This window comes from Paenarthrobacter sp. NPDC090522, assembly GCF_044769225.1.
Lineage (GTDB): Bacteria > Actinomycetota > Actinomycetes > Actinomycetales > Micrococcaceae > Arthrobacter.
Genome location: NZ_JBIVXL010000002.1, coordinates 125,601 through 146,814 on the forward strand (window position 1 = coordinate 125,601; position 21,214 = coordinate 146,814).

A 21,214-nucleotide genomic window follows, 5' to 3' on the forward strand; every position below is an offset into this window, starting at 1 on the left:
AGATGGCGCGGTAGGTGTGGGTCATTCCGCAATCTTCCACCGGACAGGCACTGCGTGACTTGTCTCACACGGCAAGGTGGTTGTCTGTCCACGCACGCCGCGGTGGCGCAGGGCCGCGGTGTAGAATCGTGGGCAAGCTCACGTCCGGTCTGCGGCATCCCTTGCCGGTACCCAGCGGCACGGCGGGCCATTGAAAGGGAGCTTGATGACCGTCGCGGCTGATACCGGGCCAGCTACCGTGCAAACCATCGTCGCGGATTCGTTCCAGGAATGGAGCCGGGCCATTTCGGCCTCCTTTGTGCCCTTGCTGGCCAAGGGACCGCGCGGGGCCACGTTCCATGGAGCCATGCGCGCCAGGGTCCTTGGCCAGATCTCCGTCGTGGAGGTCACTGCCGGACCCCACACCGTCCTGCGGACCCCCGAACTGATCGCCGGTTCCACCGGACGCTACTTCAAGCTCAGCATCCAACTCGCCGGTACCGGCCGTTTGGTCCAGGATGAGCGCGAGGCCGTGCTCAACCCGGGCGACCTTTCCATCTACGACACCTCCCGCCCGTACCAATTAACGTTCGACGACGACTTCCGCACGTTGGTGCTGATGTTCCCGCATGTGCTGCTGGACCTGCCGGCCGAAGCCATGGGCCATGTGACCGCCTTGCGGATCCCCGGCGACGAAGGCCTGGGCGAGCTGATCAGCCCCTTCCTGGTCCGCTTGGCCGACAATCTCGAGGCACTGTCCGGGACCAACGGACTTCGCCTGGTCCACAACGCCCTTGACCTGGTGACCACCCTCTTCAATGGCGAGTTGGACCACCTGATCGAAACGGGCCGCGATCCGCACCTGCTCCTGCTCGGCAGGATCCACGACTACATCGAAGCCAACCTCGGCGACCCGGAGCTTTCCCCTGGAACCATCGCTGCGGCCCACTACATCTCCACGCGGCACCTGCATGACCTGTTCCAGGAAATCGGGACCACCGTTGCTGCCTCCATCCGGCAGCGGCGCCTGGAACGCTGCCGGAGGGACCTGCTGGACCCGGTGCTGGCAGACCGGGCCGTGACCGCCATCGCAGCGCGGTGGGGGTTCACCGATGCAGCCCACTTCAGCCGGATCTTCCGGGCCGCTTTCGGGAACTCCCCCACCGGCTACCGCAGCAGCCACTGAGGTTCCGCCACCGCCGTCGAACCTTTCCGGCGGTTTCCCGCTAGGCAGCTGCGGTAGGCGCCGTCCCCTCATCGGCCAGTGCCGCCATCTCCTCCACCATGATTTTCAGCAGCCGGGCCTCCAACTCCGCAGCGGAAGGATCACCGGCGAGGTTCACCAGCTCACCGGGATCGGAATGGTGATCGTAGAGTTCCACCACGTCCGTGCCGAAGTAGCGCGTGAGGCGGCCCTGTTCGGTGATCACTGTCCGCATCCGCACGGGGCCCGGCAATCCCTCCAGGCCGAAGGGCTGCTCTTCTTCCACCAGCACAGCGTTCCGGTGCCAGTGGAGGCTGCCGTCCAGCAAGGGCACCAGGGACCTGCCCTGAATCCCCCGAAAGCCCGTTGACCCCGCGAGTTCGAGCAGGGTGGGTGCAAGGTCCGTACTGGAAACCAGGGCGTCCGTGCGGCCGGCGGCACCTCCTGGAACGTGCACCACCAGGGGAACATTGGTCACTGCCCGGTAGTGGACAAAGTGCTTCAGCATCAGCCCGTGGTCGCCGAACAGATCGCCGTGGTCGCTCGTGAAGACGATGACCGTGTCCTCCGCCAGGCCCTGCCGTTCGAGTTCGTCCAGGATCCGGCCAATGTGCTCGTCCATCATGGTGATCAGGCCGTACTGGGCAGCCGCGGCGTGCCTGTATTGTTCGGCAGTGGCGGCCCAGGTCATGGTGGGATCGGGATTCGGCGTGCCCCGGTGTTCGATCATGGTCCGGACATGGTCCGGTGAGCGCGCGTGGTCCTGATCGAAGCCCAAGGGCAACGGCACGTCGTCGGGATCGTACAGGTCCGAGTACCCCGCCGGCGGAGAGAACGGGTGGTGCGGGTCCGGAAAGGAAACGAACATGAAGAAGGGCTGGTCCTGGCCGGCAGCGTCCTTGAGGTGCTCAATGGCCTTCTCGCTGACGTAGCTTGTGGGATGGGCTTCGGCCGGGATGGCCGTTTGGTACACCTGGTCCCAGCCGGTGAACGTGCTGGCGGACTGTTCCGGCCCGCCCAGAGTCTCCGGGTCCACACCACGCTCGCGGGCCCAGTGCACGTAATGGCCACCCGGACGGTCGCCATGGCCGATCACCAGGTCAACATGCTGATATCCGTAGTAGTCGGCGGGCAGCGCGATGAAGCGCTCATCATGGGCTGCGCGGTTCTCCCAGTGGTCCCAGCCCGGCGCCATGTTGCGGGTGTGGGCGTCGCCCACCGCCTTGTCCAGGAGCAATGGATCCGTCCGGCGGATTTCCTCCGCCTGGTGCGGTTCAAACTCCCAGCCCATGTTCTGGTGGTGCAGTTTGCCGACGCCGATGGTCCGGTATCCGCCAGAGGCCAGGGACCCCGGCACAGTTTGTGTCAGGGGGTCCAGGGTAATGCCGTTGCAGCGGGTTCCGTGGGCCGATGGCCAGCGCCCGGTCATGAGGCTGGCCCGGTTGGGCATGCACGTGGGGTTGGCCACTGTGGCATGGGTGAACACCATGCTCTTGGCTGCGAGCGCATCAAGGTTGGGCGTTCGGACCGTGCCGTTTCCGCCGAAGCCGAGGTGGTCCGCCCTGAGCTGGTCCGCGATGAAGAACAGCACGTTGGGGCGGCGCCGCGTTCCCTCGGGTGTGGCGGCGCTCATGCGGGCCTCTTGATCATGGACAGCACCTCGGTGCGCTGCTGGGCAAACGCCGGCAGCGAGCGCGTGGTGATCTGGTCCCGCGGAGCCGGCAGGTCGACGTCGACAATTTTATGCACCCGCGCCGGACGGGATCCGAGGACCACTACGCGGTCGGCCAAGTACACGGCCTCGTCGATGTCGTGTGTGACCACCAGGATGGTCATCCCGAAGTCGCGCCGGATCTTCAGGCACAGGTCTTCCAGGTCGAACCTGGTTTGCGCGTCAACCGAAGCGAATGGTTCATCCATGATGAGGATTTCCGGGCGGTAAGCCAGGGCCCTGGCAATCGCCACGCGCTGCTGCATGCCACCGGACAGCTGCCACGGGTACTGGTTGTAGGCATGGGAAAGCCCGACGGCGGCCAGCGCACTGTCGCAGCGCTCCTTCAGTTCCGCTGCGGGCAATTTGAGGTGCTTCAGCGGCAGCACGATGTTCTTGCGGACGGTCAACCATGGCATCAGCGAGCGGTTGTAGTCCTGGAACACCAGTGCCATCTCCGGCGGTGGTCCGTCAATGGTCCGCCCGTCGATGGCGGCGCGGCCGCTGCTGGCAGGGTGCAGGCCGGCCAGGCACTTGAGCAGCGTTGTTTTGCCGACGCCCGAGGGACCGACGATGCAGACGATCTCGCCGGCATCCACCGTGAAGGTGAGGTCTTCGATGACCGTGCGGGCCTTCTCGCCGCTGCCGTAGGTTTTGGCGAGGTGGGAAACATCCAGCCGCGGTACAGCAGAAGCATTCTGCTGCTGGCTGGCTTCTGGCTGCCGGGTGGCTTCTGGTTGCTGCTGCATGGCTGACTTTCTGTTCTGGAGGGGAAGCGTAAGTGACGGCCGGTTGCTCATGCGGCACGCGCCATGGCCCGGGAACCGATGTACCAGGACAGGACCCGGCGCTTGATGAGCGCAAACACCACATTGACCAGGAACCCGATAACGCCGAGGAGCAGGATTCCGGCCCACATATCGGCGGTCATGAAGCTTTGCTGGGCGAGGAGGGTCATGGCACCGATGCCTTGGGAGCTGCCCAGCATTTCACTGGCGATCATGACGATGAACGCCACTTGCAGGCTCACCTGGAGTCCGGAGAAGATCTGCGGCGCGGCTGCGGGCAGGAGGACGTTGACCAGCCGTTCCTTGCGGGTCAACCTGTAGACGCGGGCCACATCCTTCAGGTCGCTCCCCACTCCACGGATGCCGTCCACAGTGGCGATCATGGTGGGGAACAGTGCGGCCAACGCGATGCTGGTGACGCGCATCTGGGTACCGAAGCCGATCAGCGAAATGAAAATCGGTACCAGGGCGACGGGCGGGATGCCCCGGAGGAAGTGGATGAGGGGATCCACCATCCAGCGCACCTGCGGGACCAGCGCCGTGGCAAATCCCAAGGCAACCCCGCCTGCGGCTGCAATCAGGAAACCGATAAAGAGGTTGCCCAGGCTCAGCAGGACATCCGACTGGAAGTGGTCGAAGAGCCACAATTGCTGGAACCGCACCAGGATGTCCTGCAGGGGCGGAAAGAACGGGTCGATTGAGCCGGCCGACAAGAACCACCATGCCAGCAGCAGGAGCACCGGAGTGCCCGCTCCGATCAACCAGTTTCGAAGCGTCAGGGATTTCATCAGGGCACCACTTCCCGGTAGGACTCATGCCAGTGCAGGACCCGGCGTTCCGCCAGCCTGGTGGCACCTTGGAACAACAAGCCGAGGATGCCCAGGACGATCACCAGCGCGTACAACGTGGCGTAGTCCCCGGCGGCCTGGGCCTGGTAGATGCTCTGGCCCAGTCCCGGGCCGCCGCCAAGAAGCCCTGCGACCACCGTGACCACCAGGGCTGCGGGAGCCGCCACGCGCATGGCCGTTCCTATATAGGGCAAGGCGCTGGGCAGGACCACGCGGAAAAGAATTTCGGTTCCGGACATTCCGTAGCTGCGGGCAGTATCGCGGGCCACCGGATCGGTGCCCTGCACCCCATCGACGGTCTGCATGACGATCGGCAGGAAGCAGCCGAACACCACCAGGAACAGGGACATTTGGGCTGTGGGACCCAGGACCAGCACAGCCAGCGGCAGGACAACGATCGGTGGCACGGGCTTGAGGAACTCAAGGACCGCCAGGGTGGCGTAGCGGATGGTCTCGAAACTGCCCACGAGCAGTCCGAGGACTACCCCCGCTACGGCTGAAACAGCCAAGGCGAAGAGTGCTATCCCCACTGTTGATCCAAGGGCGGACCAGAAAGTTCCCGTGCCGAGTATCCCTGCCAGCATTCCGAAGACCGTTGTGGCCTGCGGCAAAGCGCTGCCCGCCACCTTGGCCGTTGCCAGGACTTGCCACACAACCAACGCTGCGGCAATACCGGCCGCGCTGTAGGCCAAGGGGCGCATTGACGTTTTCATGGTGAGTCTCCCGTTGCCACGCCGGACCTACTTACCAAAGATGAGGTCGCCCGGCAGCTTTACCGGGGCGCTGAGGAAGCCGAGGTCGGCAAGGTTGGTGTTGGCACGCTCGATGTCCTCCATACGGACCTCTTCCGGCCAGTAGTTGACGGCACCGGACTTCACCACGTCCAAGGGAGTCTTGGTGATCTCTGCGCTGAGCTGCTGGGCTTCGTCCGTGTGGCCGTTGGCGTAGGCGTTGGCCTTGTAGATGGCGGCCTTGAAGCCTTCCAGGGCTTTTTGCTTGCCCTTGACGGTGTTCGCCCCGGAAACCCAGAGGCCGATTGCCCCTTCCTCGAAGAACTTGACGCCGGGCGATGCCAGGAGGCGGTTGCCCTCGGAGACGGCTTTGGACGTAAAGGGCGCCACGAGCGAGGCTGCGTCAACCCGGCCGGAGTTCAGGGACTGAAGCGCGGAGGAAGGATCAAGGACCATCCAGTTCACTTTGGCGGGGTCGCCGCCGTCGTCCTTGATGAGCTTGCTGACCGTGACCTCAAGCTGCGCCTTGCGGGCCGGAACGCTGACGTTCTTGCCTTCCAGGTCCTTGGGCCGGGAAATGCCGGAGGCCTTCTGGACCAGGAGACCGGTGTCATCCACCCGGTTCAGCTCGGCGCCCTCGCTGGCTCCGTCCTTGTATCCATCGGCGGCAGCCACCACCTTGAGGGGCACATTCTGGCTCAGGGCGTTGAGCATCGGGATTGACGGCGTGTAGGTGAGGTCGAGCTGGCCGCTTTGGGCAGCAGCGATGCCGGCGGGTGGGTTGGCAATGACAGAGAGCTCCACGTTGAGCCCCTGTTCCTTGAAGTAGCCCTTGTCGATGGCGAGCTTGATCCCGGCGTCGGAACCAATGCCGATGGTCCCCACCTTGAGCGTGGTAGTGCCATCGGCCGCAGCGGTTGCCGACGGACCGGACGAGGTGCCACAGGCAGCCAGGGACATGGAGAGCAGGGCGGCCAAAGCCAACGGAAGAGTGCGTTTCATGGGGATGCTCCTTGGGTTACGAACGGTTGGAAAAACTGGAGAATTGCTCAGAACCGGTGTCTGCAGTGGTGGACTGGTGAACGATGCGCCCGCCCGCCACGGTGAGCCTGGTCCCGGAGTGGAGGAGCGCTTCGATCTCCTCGTCCTCCGGCCAGGGACGGGACAAGAGGCAAAGGTCTGCCGCCATTCCCGGCAACAGCGAGCCTTTGAAATGTTCTGCGTGGTCCTGCCAGGCCGCTTTGCCGGTCATGGAGGCAAGGGCCTGCAGTCCGGTGATCCGTTCGGGGTCGGCAGGATCGCCGGGGGTGGACGCCGTTCCCCTTCGAACGGCGGCCACGATGGTGCGCCGCCAGTCGGGGCTGGTCACGGGCGCATCCGAGGCCAGGTTGAACTGCACGCCGGCATGGAGGGCAGAGCGGAGGGGTTGGTGGCGGGTAAAGCGTTCCTCGCCCAGGACGGTGCGCATGATGTCCCCCGCCTCGGATCGGATCAGCGGGTTGGTGCTGTAGCCAATGCCGTTGTCCGCCATGGTGGAGAGGACGCCGGAGTCGCTGAAGGACCCGTGGATGACGTAGTGCCTGGCACCCCCGGCACGGTTTCCTGCAGCGAGGATGGCTTCCACTGCGGCGCCGGTAGCGGCGTCGCCCGTGGCATGGATACCGGCTTGAAGGCCTGCCGTGTCGATCAGCCGCAGGATCCGGTGGAGTTCGGCCACCCTCTCGGCGTCAGTGCCTCCCTGGATCACCAGGCGTCCGTGGGTGCAGGCCTTTCCGTAGGGTTCTGTCATCCAGGCCGTGCCGCTGCGCGGAATACCGTCGGCGAAGACTTTGACGCCGGCTATCCGCAACTGGCGGGGGTCGATTCCCCTGGCCGAGTAGGCATCGGCCAGGCCGCTGCCCAGGCCCTCTTCCACCGCGTGGGCGGTAGCACCGCCCGTCCCCGCGAACAGCATGAGGACGTTGATCCGCAAAGTGAGCAGGTCCTCCCCGGCGAGGTCGCCCAGCAAGCCGAGGGCCGCCGTCGAGCCGGCCCCGTCCATGAGTCCGGCACTGGCGGGACCGAGTCCGGGATCCGTGAGGGACGTAATGCCCAGGGAGTGCAGGTGTTCCTGCAGGCGCAGCAACGCGGGCCGGAGGGTTTCCTCGGGAACAGGTGGCAGGGCGCGGGAGATGAGTTCCATGGCCCCGTCCTGAAACAGTCCGGTGGGGGTACCGTCCCGCCCGCGAACCACCACGCCGCCGTCGACGTCCGCAGTGGCGGCGGTGACTCCCGCCAGCTGCATCGCTTCGCGGTTGGCCAGCAGTTGGTGGCCGGTTTGGTCGAACGCCACCACGGGCGTCCCGGGCCGGGATTCAAGCAACTGCCCGACGGCGGGTCCCAGCGCCACTTCATCCCACCCGTGGGCGCGGATCCAGCCGTCGGCACCCACGGGTGCAGACTCGATGACCTTGACGACGGCGGACCAGTCGGGTGCCGCCGCTGCGTCCAGGCGGACGTAACCATAGGAGGCCATGGCCGCGGAGACGAAGTGGAGGTGTGCGTCGTTGATGCCGGGAATCACTGCTCCGCCGGCAGCATCGACCGTCACCGTGCCAGGACCGGTCATGGCATCGACGTCTTCGCGTCCCAGCGCGGCCACCAGGCCGTTTCTGACGGCAACAGAGTCGGTCAGGCTTCCGGGATCGCTGGGGTCCATGGTGTGGACCTCCGCATTGATGATCACCAGATCGGCGAATTCTTGCATCGGGTCTCCTCAGGTTTCTGCAGCCACGAAATGTGATGCAGGCAACGTTCCTGAAAGAAGTATGTCGCTTGACTAGGTCATTTGACTAGGTTTTCGGCTAAAGTTTCTTTTGGAGGTCATTTCCACCCTCCCCGGCGGCGCCGAAAGCGGGCCCGGGCGGACACCGCCTAGGATCGATGGGACCGGCTGTTGGCATGACCGGTCAGAACATGAGGAGAGGGGCCGAGCATGGCCAGGGTTCCCGCCGAGGAACGGCGACTGCAGTTCGTGGAGGCAGCGGCACGGGTCATCGCCCAGGACGGGCTCGCGTCAGCGACCACGCGGCGGATTGCCAGTGAGGCAGATGCCCCACTGGCAGCGCTCCACTATTGCTTCCGCAACAAGGACGAACTCCTCGAAGAGGTCTACAACTTCCTGAGCAGGGACTACGCCAAGGCCCTGGAACCCGTGGCAGACCCCGGCCTGGGACTGCGCCCCATGATCGCCGCCCATGCCAGGCGCATCTGGAGCCGCATGCTGGAAAACCCGCACGAGCAGGTGACTACCTTCGAATTGCTCCTCAGGCGGTACCGCGTAGAGGCCGTGGACCAGCCCCAGGCACTGCTCATGAACCGTTCAATGTATGACGGCTGGGTCAACTCCACCCTGGAACTGTTCAGCAACGCAGCGCAGGCGTCCGGCGAGCCGCTCCCCCACAACCTGGAAGACGTCACCCGGTTGTTCATCTCAGGCATCGACGGCATCAGCATGCAACACCTGGCGGACCCCGATGAGGACCGATCGCTGCGGCTGGTGGAACTCATGGCCCGGTCGTTGGCGGCCGGCCTGGACTACAGCTGAGTCAGGCTGCGCTCTTGCGGCGCAAGACCAGCCACGTCACCAGCCCCAGCACCAGCAACCCCAGTGCCGCGGCCATGGACACGAGGAACGCTCCCCCCGGTCCCTGGTCCTGGGCCAACTGCCCACCCAGGTAGGCGCCCAAGGCTGTTCCGGCCACGATGCCGCTCGCAAGGGCCGTCATCACCGTGGCCATGCGGCCGTGCGGCGCAACCAGTCCACCAATGCTGAAGACGGTCACCATTACCGGCCCCACCGGAAGGCCGAGCACCAGCAGCACCACGACCATCGACCACATTCCCGCGGGCAGAAGCAGCAGGACTGACAGCGCAGACATCGCCAACGCGGCAGCCACCCACCGCGCGGGGAGTCCGAAACGCTGCGGCCAGAAGGCCACGGACAACGCGGCCACGGCGGAACTTAGACCCATCACGGCATACAGGAGTCCGGCGACCTCCGCCGTGGCAAACTCCGCCCCGAAGGCGCTCAAACCGTTCTGGGTTGCCCCGAAGAACGTGCCCATGCACACCATGGCCAGCACCGGAACCGCCACCACGGCCGTGGCCCGCCGGCCTCGGTTCTGCCGTTCGGAACTTACGACGCCGGAACCCGGCTTCCGTGGGTGCGGGACCACGGCTTGGTGGCTGGGGTGGACGGCAAACGCCGGGACCAGGGTGATGGTCATGATGGCCGCAAGTGCCAGCGGCAACCACGGAGCCACCAAGCTCGCGAGGAGACCCACGAGCGCCGGCCCCAGGACAAAGGTGATTTCGTCGGCGGTTCCTTCATAGGACAGGGCGGTGTCCAGATCCGCGCGGTTGGCAGCGACGCTTCGGTGGCCGGTAACCGGCGCGGCGAGGTTGCGCGTCGTGAGGGCCATCCACCGCACACGTGCCATGGGACCCACCTGGGGACAGCTCGCACCGGCAAGGAAGGCCGTCACCAGCACAGCCAGGGCATCCATCGGTGAGGCGTAGGCGGGAGTGAGGTAGGCGGCTCCCAGGAGTCCTGCAACCGCCAGGGTGTTGATCACGGCGGCAACAAGCAACACGGTTCGCTGGCCTGCCCGGTCAGCGAGGGTACCCAGCACGGGGGCTCCTATGGCGGAGCCAATCCCCACCGCTCCCGCAGCCATGCCGCCAATGGCATAGGAGTGGCTCACCGCCGTGACCAGCGTCAGGGTACCCACCGTCAGCATCGCCAGGGGCAGCCTCGCAAAGAGGCCAAGCGGCAGGAAACCGGGGCCCGCGAGCTCGGGCAGCCGGGCGAAACGGCCGGGCAAGCGGGAAGGCCGTGGTGTGGGCGTGGTGTGTGGAGCGGGCATCGGCTGGGAGGCCAAAGAAGATTTTTCCATCATTCCGGGTTCGCTAAAGTTTGCGCATCGTCCCTCCTCCCGATGCGCGCGACCCGGTGTAACGAATCAAGTCTATCGGATACTGCCTCAGACGGGCATGGCCTCGACGATCTTCACGGTGGAGCCGTGCCGGCCTTTGACTACGTGGAGTTGGCTGGTGATCCGCTGCTTCATGTCCGCGACGTGGCTGACCAGGCCCACCACCCTGCCGCCGTCACGCAGTCCCTCCAGCGCATCCATCACCTGCTCCAGTGCCTGCTCGTCCAGGCTTCCGAAGCCCTCGTCCACGAAGAGCGTCTCAATGTCCACTCCCCCGGCTTCCTGCTGCACCACATCGGCCAGACCCAGTGCCAGGGACAGGGAAGCCATGAAGGATTCGCCCCCGGACAACGTGGACGTATCGCGTCGTTGGCCGGTCCATTCGTCCACCACTTCCAAGCCCAGCCCGGACTTTTGGTTGCGGGCGGCCCTGGCATCGGTGTGGTGGAGGGTGTACCGGCCATCGCTCATGGTCACCAGGCGCTCCGATGCCGCAAGGGCCACTTGCTCCAGGCGGGCGGCCAGCACGTAGCTGTTCAAGCTCATGCGGTAGGTATTCTCCCCGGCGCCACGCAGCGTGTCCGCCAAGCCCGCCAGCAGGCGGGCGCGTTCACGGGGCTCCTGTCCGGTGAGGGTCAGTTGCCGGTACTCGTCCCTGATCCGTCCGAGGGTCTGCACAGCCTTCCCCGCGAGCCGGGCTGACAAGGCAAGCTCCCTGGCGGTGGTGGCCGCCTCCGCGGCTTCCCGGGCAGCACCGGCAAGCTCCGCCTCCGCTTGGGGCAATTCGCCAATACTCGCCTCCTTGCCTGCCAGGACAAGGTCTTCTGCCGCGAACAATTCCTCCAGGCGGGCGGTTTCATTCTCGAAATCGGAGAGCGCCGTTTCGAGGGCAAGGACGTCGGATGGCGTGAGCAGTTCCCGCCGGGCGTCGTCCGCTGAGCCGAACCCGGCCTCGGGCAAAGCCTTGTCCAGGACGGCGAGGGCGTCGGCGCTGGCGCGCTGTGCCTGTTCCACTTCCTGCCCGGCGGCCACCGCTGACTGCAGGAGGCTCCGTTGTTCCGTAAGGGCCTCAAGCCGGGCCTGCAGGCTCGGAAAGCCTTGTTTGAGGCCCGCCAATTCAGTCTGGATGGCGGTGTGCTGTTCCTGGAGGAGCCCGGCAAGCGAGGCAGCCTGCTCAGCGGCTGCCACTGATGAGCCATGTTCTTCGCGGTGCGCATCCGCCCGGCGGTGCAACTGCTCCAGCCGGCCCTTCAGGGACTCCAACTGCTGGGCAGCGTCCCGCGTGGCTGATGCCTCTGCCTTAGCCGACTGGGCAAGGGATGCTGCTTCAGCGGCATCCACGGCTCCACCCCGGGCGGCCAATGCGGCAAGCTCCTGCTCAGTGGAAGACAACTCGGAGGCCAGCCGGGCAAGGACCTTCTCGCTGGCCTCGAAGCGTTTGCGGGACTCGTCCTCGTCCTGGGCGAGGGACAGGGCTGACTGCGCAGCCGAGGCAGGATGGGGGTGTTCCGCGCTGCCGCACACCGCGCAGGCCTCCCCGTCCACCAGGGCTGCGGCGAGTTCGCCCGCTGCGTTGGCCAGCCGGGCCTCCCGGAGGTCCAGCCATCCTTGACGGAGATCCTGCGATACCGTCCGTGCTTGGGCGTGCCGTCCTTCGGCAGCATCACGTTCCGCTGTTGCCCGGGCATAGCGGTCCACCACGTCCAGCACTTCCATGGCAGCAGCGGCCGCGCGGTCCGCGTCACCGGCCTTCGCGGCCACGGGCTCCAGCCGGGCGATGTCCGCAAGAACCGCGGACTCCTGGATCGCCAGGGCCTTCAGCGCTTCCTGCGCTTGTGCGGCCGCGGCGTCGGACGTGGTCCGTTCGGCGTGTTTGGCTTCTATCCTTCCGGCGATGGCCTCCATGCGCTGTTCATCGGACACTCGGGCCTCCACCAGGGCAATGGTGGTCTTGGTCGATTCGAGGGCGACCTCGGGGATTTCCTCGGCGAGGCCCGCTTCCTGGAGCAGTCCATGGATTTCATCGCACCTGGCGCCGGCCGCCAGGCAGGCGCGGTCGGCGTTTTCCGCAGCGTCGAGCTGACCCTTGAGGACTGCAGCCCGGCGGTGCCTGCCGAGTCGTTCCTTGTCTTCCAGCGCCCTGGGCGCTGCAAGCTCGAGCAAGACGCGTCGTTGCATGGCCGCGGCCAGCCTTCCGTGGCGCCGGGCCTTGTCCTGGTCCTCGTGGAGCTTCTCCGTTAATCGGGCCGCATGGGCCTCGGCTGCGTCGGCTTGGAGCTCGCGGCGGTCCCGTTCTGCGGCGGCTTTGGTGCCGAGGGCACCGAGCCATGCCTCGGGAGAGGTGTCAGCCAGGGAATCCGCCGGGGACGCTGCGGCACCGGTTCCTTCCGGGACGTCCTGCTCCAAACCAAGCGCTTCGCGTTCGGCGGCGGCCCTGCCGAGCAGCAGTTTCAAGTCCGCCGTATTATCCTCAACGGCTTTGGCAGCCTCGGCAGCCATGCGGGCAAGCTGCTTTTCGACGGCTTCGAAACGCTCCGTGCCAAAAAGCTTTTGCAGCAGGTCCAGGCGGTCCGAGGCCTTGGAACGGAGGAAAGCAGCGAAGTCCCCTTGGGGAAGCATCACTACCCGGGTGAACTGTTCCCTGTCCATACCCAGTACGTCGGAGAGCTCGGCGCCCACTTCATCATTGCGTGAGGACTTTTCCTGCCACGCTCCGCCTGTGCGCTCCCGGAGGAGGGTCTTCGCCTGTTGCGTCGTGTAGCCGTTGCGGCCGCGCGCGCTGGGCCGGTCCCACGAGGGCGAACGGGTTACTTCGAACCGACGCCCACGTGCGGTGAACTCGCAGACTACCCGTGGCTCCGCCGCCGGAGCAGCGTGATCGCTACGGAGCCGCTTGCCTTCCTGGCGGGCGCCGGGCACCGCACCGTACAGGGCGAAGCAAACGGCATCCAGAATGCTGGTCTTGCCCGCACCTGTGGCGCCGTTGAGCAGGAACAGTCCTTGGGCACCCAAATGATCGAAATCGATGCGCTGGGGTTCGGCGAATGGTCCGAAGGCTTCAATCTCCAGGCGGTGGATTCTCACAGTTCTGCCTCCCCCACTCGCACCGCTTCAAGCGCTTCCCGCAAGGCCGCGTCCTCGACGGTCCCGGGACCGTGTCCGCGGACGTGCTCCAGGAAACCGCAGCAGACGCCAAGATCGTCCTCCGCAGCGGCCAAACGGCTGCTGTAGGTGACCTCGGCAGTTGCCTCCACGCCCTGGGGATCGAAGGCCAGGACCAGCGTGTCCGGGAAGCGTGCGCGGAGCTGCTCCATGGCCTGGACCGGACGCTTGGCGTCGGTCAGGGTGATCTGGCAGAACGCCTCTTCGGCCCACTGGTGGTCCGGCGATTCGAGCAGTTCGGCCAGCGTTCCGCGAAGGACGGCCAGGGTCCGTGGAGCGTCCCAGACCACCTCCCGGACATCCACAAGGCCACCTGCATCCACGTCAACAAGCCAGGCGCCCTTCCGGTGCCTGGCCTCGGAAAACGAATACGCCAACGGAGAGCCCGAGTAGCGCACATGCGGCGCCAGCTCCTGCCGGCCGTGCAAATGGCCCAGCGCGGTGTACCCAAAGTCCTCGAACAGGTCCAACGGCACGGCTCCGAGACCACCGATGCTGAGGTCCCGTTCACTGTCCGAGGTAATGCCCCCGCTGGCAAAGGTGTGCGCCAGAACCACAGGAAACACGGGGCCGGCCTTCCGACGCCGCGCAACATCCTGGCGGATCCGGTCCGTTGCAGCCTTGGTGACGTCGAAGTGGTTGGCATCTTCAACGCCGAGGCGTTCGGCCACCAGTCGCGGCTCGAGATACGGGATGCCGTACAGGGCGACGATCCCCTCCCCTTCTCCGCCTGGACCGCCGGGCAGCACCACTGGAGTGTCCAGGTCCTCGATGCGTGTCCTCAAATGCACTCCCCCGCGTTCCAGCAAACGGGAAGCGAAACCGAGCCGGATGGCGGAGTCATGGTTGCCGCTGGTCAGCACCACGCTGGCGCCGGCCTCCGTGATCCGGACCAAGGCTTCGTCCAACAAGGTCACCACATCAAGCCCGGGCAAGGCGCGATCGTAGACGTCACCGGCAATCAATACGACGTCCACTGACTCCGCCGCCACACAGGCCACCAGTTGGTCCACGAAGCTGCGCTGGGACTCAAGCATGCCGACGCCGTGGAAGGACCGCCCGAGGTGCCAGTCCGAGGTATGAAGTAACCGCATATTTTCAAGCTAACGGTGGGCACCGACAATAAAGCGAAGGCTGGCCGCCCGCCGTCGAACCCGTCCTGTTAGTGGCCTTTCCTGCCGTCGAAGAAATCGCGGGCGTCGTCCGTGCACTGCGACGCGCCTGCCGGCTTGGCCGGAACGTCAGAGGGCGCAGCCACGGGAGTTGCAGGTTCCTCGACGCCCAGGTCATCGTCACCGTCTTGCGCCTCCGGTGCCTCATCCACGGCCGGCTTGGTTGCGGCGGCGTCACTGAAGCCACGGAAGACGAAGCCTGCAAGCGCGGCACCGAGCAGCGGGGCCACCCAGAAGAGCCACAGGCCCTCAAGGGCCCAGGACGGGCTGAAGAACGCCTGGCCGGTGGCGCGGGCCGGGTTGAACGGGAGGTTGCCTACAACCTCGCCGAACTGCAGCAACACGGCAGTGGCGAGGCCCACGGCGAACGGGGCAAGCGCCGGAACCGCCCGGCGTCCTGCGGTGGCGCCCAGGAAAACGCCCACCAGGAGAGCCGAACCGATGACCTCCACCAGCAGCACGCCCGCCAACTGCGTCTGCGCAGCGGAGTGCTCGCCGAAGCCTGCGGCAACCGTTCCAAGGGCCGCCCGGGGATCGGACAGGACGGGGGTAGCCAACACCACGAAGTAGACCAGTGCGGCACCGATCACGGCTCCCACCACCTGGGCCACCACATAGGCAAGGGCCGCGACGGCGCGGATGCGTCCGGCGATGAGGTTTCCCAAGGTGATGGCGGGGTTGAAATGCCCGCCCGAAACATAACCGAAGGCAATCATCGCGGCTGCGACCGCGAGGCCCGTAGCCAAGCTGGCCGGCATGGGCCCGGACTGCGGGTTCAGGAAGATCTTTACGCCGGCCGCCACGAGCACCAGGAACAGGCTTCCCAGGGCTTCTGCACCCAGCCGGGCAATCAATCCGGGTGAATGCTCTGCGGGGGCCGGGACGGAGGAGGACATGGCGAAGGATTCCTTACGGTTGGGGGCAAAAACCTTGAGTATCTTGCCAATGAAGTCTGGGGAGATGCTGGATCCCGGCTGGGTGGTCCGGGCCATGGCGCCGTTTTGAGCCTACCCGCCCAAGGCGATGGCCGCGATGGCCGAAGCGCCGAGTCCCACCACGGCGGCGGTACTGAGCAGCATCAACCACGCGGGCGGGGCGGTGTTGCCGGCGTGCAACTCCCGTGAGCGGATCCACACCGCACACCCCCAGACGATGGTCGCAGCGGCGGCCATCAGCGCACAAATACCCTCGTAATCAAGCCCCGGGACTCCAGGAACATGCGGACCCGGCGCCGCGGACAACCACCGGCGCCAGATGAACAGGTCCACCACCACCAGCGAAATGAGCGTTCGGCGCCACGCCAGGGTGGTACGTTCCGGCTGCAGGCCCGGATCGCGGGTTTCCAGGCTCACCACTTCACCCTGGGAGCAGCAGCAATCACCGGGCAACCAGGATCAAGACGGCAAAGGCGAAGGCGGCCACGGCAACCACGATCGTCATGAAAAGCATCACGCGTGAGAACGGCAGCGCCTGGTCGTTGCGCATGGCCGCTTCCATCTGGCCCCAGCGGCGGTAGGAAAGGATGGCGAGCCCGGCACCGATGACGGACAACACCACGCAGAGGACCAGGCGGACGGGCTGCGGGGCAATGTTCGGGGCAAGCTGGTCGATCGCCACGGCGCCGGCGAGCAGGGCCAGGGAGGTCCTGATCCAGGCAAGGAACGTGCGCTCGTTGGCAAGGGAGAATCTGTAGTCAGGCGTTTTGCCGGTCCGTCGCCAAGCGGGTTCACGCACGTTCTTTCTCCAGCTTCCCTAGGCCTGCACAGCTTCCCCACCATATCAGCGGCGCTTGGCGGGCACGGTAAGTTACTGGCATGAGTGTTGAAGCCCCCTCCTTCGAATCCCGCGTCCACGCCACCTTGTTGGGAGGCGCTTTGGGCGATTCCCTCGGATACGCCGTGGAGTTCGACGCCATACACGCCATCCGCGCCAGGTTCGGCGATGCGGGCCTCACCTCTTTTAACCAGCTCGACGGCGGCAGCCACTTTTCGGACGACACCCAAATGACCCTCTACACCGTGGATGGCCTGGTGGAAGCGCTCGAATGGGCCAACGACGGCGTGGCCGCCGACGAGATCGCGTGCCTCTGGCTGGCGTACCTGCGCTGGCTGGCCACCCAGGACGTTGCGGCCTCCCCGGCCGCGCCGGTCCCCCAACCCCGGTGGATCGATGGACAGGAAGTCCTGAAGCACCGCCGGGCACCCGGCAACGCCTGCCTGAGTGGCCTCGCTTCCGGGGAAATGGGAACGGCAGCCAGGCCGGTCAACGCCGATTCCAAGGGCTGTGGCACAGTGATGCGTTCAGCCCCCTTCGGCTTGATCCCGCACATCTCTCCCGAGGCCGTGGCCAAGCTCAGCATGGACGCTGCCTCCCTGACCCACGGGCACCCTGCAGCCCGGTTGGGGGCTGCCGCGTTCAGCCTCCTGATCCACCACATCGTGGCCGGCAGCAGTGTGCGCACGGCCACCACGGCGGCGTTGGAGTACGTCGACGCCCTCCCGGCGACGGCTCCCGAGTTGGGCGGGCGGATCACCGAAGCACTGCGGCTGTCCGCCGAAGGCACCACCCTCGGTCCCGAAGAGTTGACCACGGCGCTGGGTGAGGGCTGGGTCGCCGAAGAAGCCCTCGCCGTCGGGCTTTACTCGGTGCTCTTAACCGCAGGCCGCACGCCGGTCGAACATTTCCGTGCCGCCATTGCCGTGGCCATCAACCACAGCGGCGACAGCGACTCCACGGGTTCCATCGCGGGCAATATCCTTGGTGCCCTCTACGGCGAAGAGTGCCTCCCACCGGAGTGGCTTGATTCCCTTGAGGCGCCGGACGTCATCCGCGGCATGGCCGAACGGCTGCTGGCGGTGACTACCGGCTGATGCTGCCCTGTGGCTGGCGGAGGCTGATGTTGTTGCACGCCTCGCACACGTCCTCGGGGATCAAGCCGCGGTTCTGCAGGAAGCCGAAAATCACGCAACCCAGGCAAAACCCCAGGAACGATTCCAGCGATGCCGCCACGATCAGCAACCCCAGCAGGATCCAGGCTCCCAGCGGAAGGCCAGTGAAGAAAAGCACGACGGCGGCACTCGTCAACGCGGCGCCCATGCCTTGGGCGAAACGCTTGGGTGGACCCGCCACGAGCTTGGCATGGCCGATGCGCGGAGCCAGGACCTTGACGGACAGCAGGGCGAAAGGGGAAATCCTGGGGCCGAAAAGCACGCGAAGCCAAAAGCCGATGGCCAAAGCCACCAGTCCCAGGCCCGAGCCGGTGAGCAAGGTCACCACCGCGAGCACCACCACCAGCCCGGCGGTAATACGGGCTGCATACTCGTTCACAGGGTTCGGGAAGGCGAAGACGGACCGCCAGTTGATGCCCGTGGACTGTTCCTTGGTCATGCCCCAAGGCTAGGAGCGGGCTTGGCGCAGCCGGAAGCATTGTTGCGCACTATGACCCGCAGGGTGCTAGCGGCCGCCCACCATCTGGAGGAATTCGCCTTCGGAGACCACTTCGATCTGCTGGCCCTTGGCGTGCAGTTCCAGCACCCGCTTGGCCTTGCCGGTCAGCCGCCCCGCCCGCAGGTCGCCGGCGTCGAATCCATCGCCCACCACCAGGACCGTGGTGCGGGCGGTTACCCGGCTTTCGGGACGGGCACCCATGTCCGCGGCCCGCGATTTGGCCTCGGGACGGGTCATGGCGAGGTCGCCGGTGAACACCACGGTCTGGCCGAACAGCGGGTGTCCCGGCTCGGCGCTGGGATTGGGAAGCGGGTTGGGGCCTTCCTCGGGCCAGGCCGACCAGCTCCGGGCAGCGGCGCCTGCCAGGGCCCGCTCTGCCGGGCTGGAGCCTGGCGTCGCCACCTTGGCTGCAAGGGCGGCCACGGTGGCCTTGGACAGGCTCTTGGACGGATCGAACGCTGGCTGCCTGGGCACGGCCAATCCCAGGGACAGATACAGTTCGGCGATGCTGTTGGCATTGTTGCGCCGGGCAATATCGATCAGGATTCCCGCGCAGGCCCGGGCGTCTTCCGTGGCGTCGTGGTGGTTGACCAGCGGTACACCGGCCTCTTCGGCGGCGTAGGGCAGCGAGTTGGACACCAGCGAGTAGCAGCGACGTGACAACATGACCGTGCAGACATACTCGTATGCCGGTCCCGGGAGGCCGGAAACTTCCAGCCCGGAACGGATGACACCCAGATCGAAGGCAGCGTTGTGGGCGGCCAGGACATCGTTCCCAATGAACGCACCGATTTCCGGAAACAGCTCACCGAACCGCGGTTTGCCGGCAACATCCTCGGCACGGATGCCGTGGATGCGGGTGTTGTGGAATTCGAAGTGGTCGTGGTTTTCCGGGGGACGCATGAGCCAGGAGGCCTCTTCCACCACCACTCCACCGCGGACTTTGCTCAGTCCCACCGAGCACGGCGACCCCCTGAAGCCGTTGGCTGTTTCAAAGTCGATCGCCGTAAAGTCCAATGCCACTGGTCAAGGGTACAGGCGGAAAGAGCCGCCCCTTGCCGTGTAACCCGGCGGGGCGGCCCTTCCAGCCCTGACTGTGATGAACGCTACGTAGTTGGCCTTCGGACGCCAGGAGGTCAGGGCGTGGCGTGCCGCAGCGTCGAGTAGGAACCCGCTGCGAGCGCGACGCACAGGAGCGCTGCCCAGCCGCTGATACTCAGGGGCGTCTGCTGCACGAACCATCCGCCGATGCTCCCCCACCATTCAAGGACGGTGGAGAGTGCGCCGATGCCGATCAGGACCACCACCGAGCCCAAGGTGGACACCAGCACGCCTGTGGTTCCCCAGCGCTTGAAGATCGTGGCGAACCAGAAGCCGACGATGAACATGAACATCATCACCACGAAGAAGAACGCAGCCGTTGAGTACCAGGGCCCGTCGGTGACCCACGGAATCGAGAAGAAGAATCCGTAGACGCCCCAGCCGTTGGTGGCTTTCTCGATCACCCCGCCCAGTAGGTAGAGGCCGGTCATACCAAGGGCTATGAGCGAGAACAGGCCGAGGGAGCCGAGGTAGAACGCGCGCCGGCTGATGCTCAGGCCTTGGGAGAACGGGAACACCAACGTCAGGCTCTGGATCCCAAGAACCAGGAAGTACCACATCGGTGCCTGGCTGCCACCCCCATACTTGCCCTCATTGACGGGAATCAGGGCAAAGATCGCCAACGACATCAGGAACGAGGCGGCCAGGATGGTCAAGGGCCACCCGATGAACGTCCATTTGTTGATCAGTTGCATCCTGGCCACTGCAATTGCCCGGCTCATCGTGTTGCCTCCATGCTGCCATCGGCGAAATCTGTGGTGCTGGGCACGGCGCCGGATAGGCCTGCGCCGGCCATGGTCTTCCGGACCACCAGTTGCTGCAAGGAGACCGGCGCCAGTTCCAGCCCGAGCTCCTGGGCTTCTGCCCGTTCGCGTGCATCCAATGCTTCGTCCACCGTGACCGAGGCCAGGGAACCGAGGGTCTCGCGGTGGAGGATCCGGCGTCCGGCAAGGAAGGAATCAACCTTGTCCGCGGAACCCGACACGGTGACCGCAGAGCCGCGGATGTCCTCGGCGTCAGCGTCCATGATGATCCGGCCACGGTCGATCACCACGACGTGTTCCAGAAGATTGGCCACCTCATCGATCAGGTGGGAGGACAGGATGATGGTGCGCGGATACTCCGCGTAGTCCTCCACGAGGCGGTCGTAAAAGAGTTGCCGCGCCACGGCGTCGAGCCCCAGGTAGGGTTCGTCGAAGAACGTCAGTTCCGCGCGCGAGGCAAGGCCGATGATGACCCCTACGGCGGACAACTGGCCACGGGACAGCTTCTTGATGCGCCGCTTGACGGGCAGTTGGAAATCTTCGGCCAGGCGGTCGGCAAAGTCCTGGTCCCAGTTCTTGTAGAACAGCGCCGCCGAGCGAAAGGCATGCCGCGGCTGGAAGTCGTCAGGGTACTTCTGCGACTCCCGGATGAAGCAGAGCCGGGAAAGGACGGCATCGTTCTCGTAGGCACTGGCACCGAACACCAGGGCTTCTCCGGAGGTGGCGAAAGCCTGGGCAGTCAGGATGGACATCAGGGTGGTCTTGCCGGCGCCATTGCGGCCCAGCAGGCCGTAGATGCGATTGGACGTCAGTTTCAGGTCCACGTTGTCCAGGGCGTTGAGGTCTTTGTAGCGCTTGTTCAGGTTACGGGCCTCGACGACGATCTCGTTCACAGGGCCGCGCTCCTTTCCTTGTCGGTTCCGGCGTCAGGAGCGAGGTCCACGCCGCGTTCGATCATGCTGTTGAGCTGCTGCGCGGAGATACCCAGCTTTCGGGCCTCCGCCGTCAGCGGCCTGACGTACTGCTCAAAAAATTCCTCGGTGCGGCGGGCCACCACGTGGGCGCGCGCTCCGGTGGCAACAAACATGCCTATCCCCCTGCGTTTGTAGAGAATCCCGGAATCCACCAGGACATTTACCCCTTTGGCCGCGGTAGCCGGGTTGATCCGGTGGAAAGCGGCGAACTCGTTGGTGGAAGGCACCTGTGACTCCTCAGGCATGCTGCCGTCCACGATGCCGTTCTCGATGAGCTCGGCGATCTGCATGAAGATCGGCTTGCTGTCGTCGATCATGAGCACCACCGCCTCACTGGTTCATTACTCATGTAACTAA

The 21,214-nt window shown here is 65.6% G+C and carries 20 protein-coding genes; 3 read left to right on the forward strand and 17 right to left on the reverse strand.

The window, feature by feature from the left end:
• The first annotated feature begins 205 nt into the window (after positions 1-205).
• A complete protein-coding gene (locus ACIQT2_RS02675) occupies positions 206-1,165 on the forward strand; it encodes a helix-turn-helix domain-containing protein (RefSeq protein WP_400330308.1) in 960 nt (319 codons plus the stop codon).
• A 40-nt stretch (positions 1,166-1,205) separates the two neighbouring features.
• Here ACIQT2_RS02675 and ACIQT2_RS02680 read toward each other — a convergent pair whose 3' ends face one another.
• From ACIQT2_RS02680 to ACIQT2_RS02705, 6 genes are read right to left on the reverse strand one after another with little or no spacing between them, the layout of a single operon-like run.
• Complete coding sequence (locus tag ACIQT2_RS02680; RefSeq protein ID WP_402943341.1) at positions 1,206-2,816, reverse strand: sulfatase; 1,611 nt, start codon at positions 2,814-2,816, stop codon at positions 1,206-1,208.
• Positions 2,813-3,643, reverse strand: coding sequence for an ABC transporter ATP-binding protein (locus ACIQT2_RS02685; RefSeq protein ID WP_402943343.1), 831 nt, complete (start codon positions 3,641-3,643; stop codon positions 2,813-2,815). The genes ACIQT2_RS02680 and ACIQT2_RS02685 overlap by 4 nt, the downstream gene beginning before the upstream one ends.
• Positions 3,644-3,690: 47 nt before the next feature.
• A complete protein-coding gene (locus ACIQT2_RS02690; protein WP_400330302.1) occupies positions 3,691-4,470 on the reverse strand; it encodes an ABC transporter permease in 780 nt (259 codons plus the stop codon).
• Positions 4,470-5,243, reverse strand: coding sequence for an ABC transporter permease (locus ACIQT2_RS02695; RefSeq protein ID WP_402943346.1), 774 nt, complete (start codon positions 5,241-5,243; stop codon positions 4,470-4,472). The genes ACIQT2_RS02690 and ACIQT2_RS02695 overlap by 1 nt, the downstream gene beginning before the upstream one ends.
• A gap of 27 nt (positions 5,244-5,270) precedes the next feature.
• Positions 5,271-6,263 (reverse strand): ABC transporter substrate-binding protein, encoded by a 993-nt coding sequence (locus ACIQT2_RS02700; RefSeq protein ID WP_400330298.1) that lies wholly within the window; start codon positions 6,261-6,263, stop codon positions 5,271-5,273.
• 16 nt (positions 6,264-6,279) lie between these two features.
• The gene (locus tag ACIQT2_RS02705; RefSeq protein ID WP_402943349.1) at positions 6,280-8,007 is read right to left on the reverse strand and encodes an amidohydrolase; all 1,728 of its coding nucleotides are present in this window, start codon (positions 8,005-8,007) and stop codon (positions 6,280-6,282) included.
• A gap of 228 nt (positions 8,008-8,235) precedes the next feature.
• Between ACIQT2_RS02705 and ACIQT2_RS02710 the strand changes: the two genes are divergently transcribed.
• Entirely contained in the window at positions 8,236-8,847 is a 612-nt protein-coding gene (locus tag ACIQT2_RS02710) for a TetR/AcrR family transcriptional regulator (protein ID WP_402943351.1), read from the forward strand.
• Between the two features lies 1 nt (position 8,848).
• On the opposite strand, the gene ACIQT2_RS02715 is transcribed toward ACIQT2_RS02710, so the two are convergent.
• The 6 genes from ACIQT2_RS02715 to ACIQT2_RS02740 all read right to left on the reverse strand — a co-directional run bounded on the left by ACIQT2_RS02715 (position 8,849) and on the right by ACIQT2_RS02740 (position 16,305).
• A complete protein-coding gene (locus ACIQT2_RS02715; protein ID WP_402943764.1) occupies positions 8,849-10,198 on the reverse strand; it encodes an MFS transporter in 1,350 nt (449 codons plus the stop codon).
• 87 nt (positions 10,199-10,285) lie between these two features.
• The gene (locus tag ACIQT2_RS02720) at positions 10,286-13,321 is read right to left on the reverse strand and encodes an AAA family ATPase (RefSeq protein WP_402943354.1); all 3,036 of its coding nucleotides are present in this window, start codon (positions 13,319-13,321) and stop codon (positions 10,286-10,288) included.
• Positions 13,318-14,493 carry an exonuclease SbcCD subunit D gene (locus ACIQT2_RS02725; RefSeq protein ID WP_402943357.1) on the reverse strand — a complete coding sequence of 392 codons (1,176 nt, stop codon included), beginning with the start codon at positions 14,491-14,493 and terminating at the stop codon, positions 13,318-13,320. The genes ACIQT2_RS02720 and ACIQT2_RS02725 overlap by 4 nt, the downstream gene beginning before the upstream one ends.
• A gap of 68 nt (positions 14,494-14,561) precedes the next feature.
• Positions 14,562-15,467 carry an MIP/aquaporin family protein gene (locus tag ACIQT2_RS02730; RefSeq protein ID WP_402943766.1) on the reverse strand — a complete coding sequence of 302 codons (906 nt, stop codon included), beginning with the start codon at positions 15,465-15,467 and terminating at the stop codon, positions 14,562-14,564.
• Between the two features lie 111 nt (positions 15,468-15,578).
• Positions 15,579-15,923, reverse strand: coding sequence for a DUF202 domain-containing protein (locus ACIQT2_RS02735; protein ID WP_397322448.1), 345 nt, complete (start codon positions 15,921-15,923; stop codon positions 15,579-15,581).
• Between the two features lie 25 nt (positions 15,924-15,948).
• Complete coding sequence (locus ACIQT2_RS02740; protein ID WP_400330286.1) at positions 15,949-16,305, reverse strand: YidH family protein; 357 nt, start codon at positions 16,303-16,305, stop codon at positions 15,949-15,951.
• 80 nt (positions 16,306-16,385) lie between these two features.
• Here ACIQT2_RS02740 and ACIQT2_RS02745 point away from each other — a divergent pair, with 80 nt between their 5' ends.
• A complete protein-coding gene (locus ACIQT2_RS02745) occupies positions 16,386-17,441 on the forward strand; it encodes an ADP-ribosylglycohydrolase family protein (RefSeq protein WP_402943359.1) in 1,056 nt (351 codons plus the stop codon).
• On the opposite strand, the gene ACIQT2_RS02750 is transcribed toward ACIQT2_RS02745, so the two are convergent.
• The 5 genes from ACIQT2_RS02750 to ACIQT2_RS02770 all read right to left on the reverse strand — a co-directional run bounded on the left by ACIQT2_RS02750 (position 17,431) and on the right by ACIQT2_RS02770 (position 21,174).
• Positions 17,431-17,958: a DUF4395 domain-containing protein gene (locus ACIQT2_RS02750; protein WP_402943362.1), complete on the reverse strand. Its 528-nt coding sequence runs from the start codon at positions 17,956-17,958 to the stop codon at positions 17,431-17,433. The genes ACIQT2_RS02745 and ACIQT2_RS02750 overlap by 11 nt on opposite strands.
• A 66-nt stretch (positions 17,959-18,024) precedes the next feature.
• Entirely contained in the window at positions 18,025-19,041 is a 1,017-nt protein-coding gene (locus ACIQT2_RS02755) for an exonuclease domain-containing protein (protein ID WP_402943365.1), read from the reverse strand.
• A gap of 113 nt (positions 19,042-19,154) precedes the next feature.
• Positions 19,155-19,841 carry a hypothetical protein gene (locus tag ACIQT2_RS02760; RefSeq protein WP_402943368.1) on the reverse strand — a complete coding sequence of 229 codons (687 nt, stop codon included), beginning with the start codon at positions 19,839-19,841 and terminating at the stop codon, positions 19,155-19,157.
• Positions 19,838-20,776 carry an ABC transporter ATP-binding protein gene (locus ACIQT2_RS02765; RefSeq protein WP_402943371.1) on the reverse strand — a complete coding sequence of 313 codons (939 nt, stop codon included), beginning with the start codon at positions 20,774-20,776 and terminating at the stop codon, positions 19,838-19,840. The genes ACIQT2_RS02760 and ACIQT2_RS02765 overlap by 4 nt, the downstream gene beginning before the upstream one ends.
• A complete protein-coding gene (locus tag ACIQT2_RS02770) occupies positions 20,773-21,174 on the reverse strand; it encodes a GntR family transcriptional regulator (protein WP_402943373.1) in 402 nt (133 codons plus the stop codon). The genes ACIQT2_RS02765 and ACIQT2_RS02770 overlap by 4 nt, the downstream gene beginning before the upstream one ends.
• Positions 21,175-21,214: the final 40 nt, after the last annotated feature.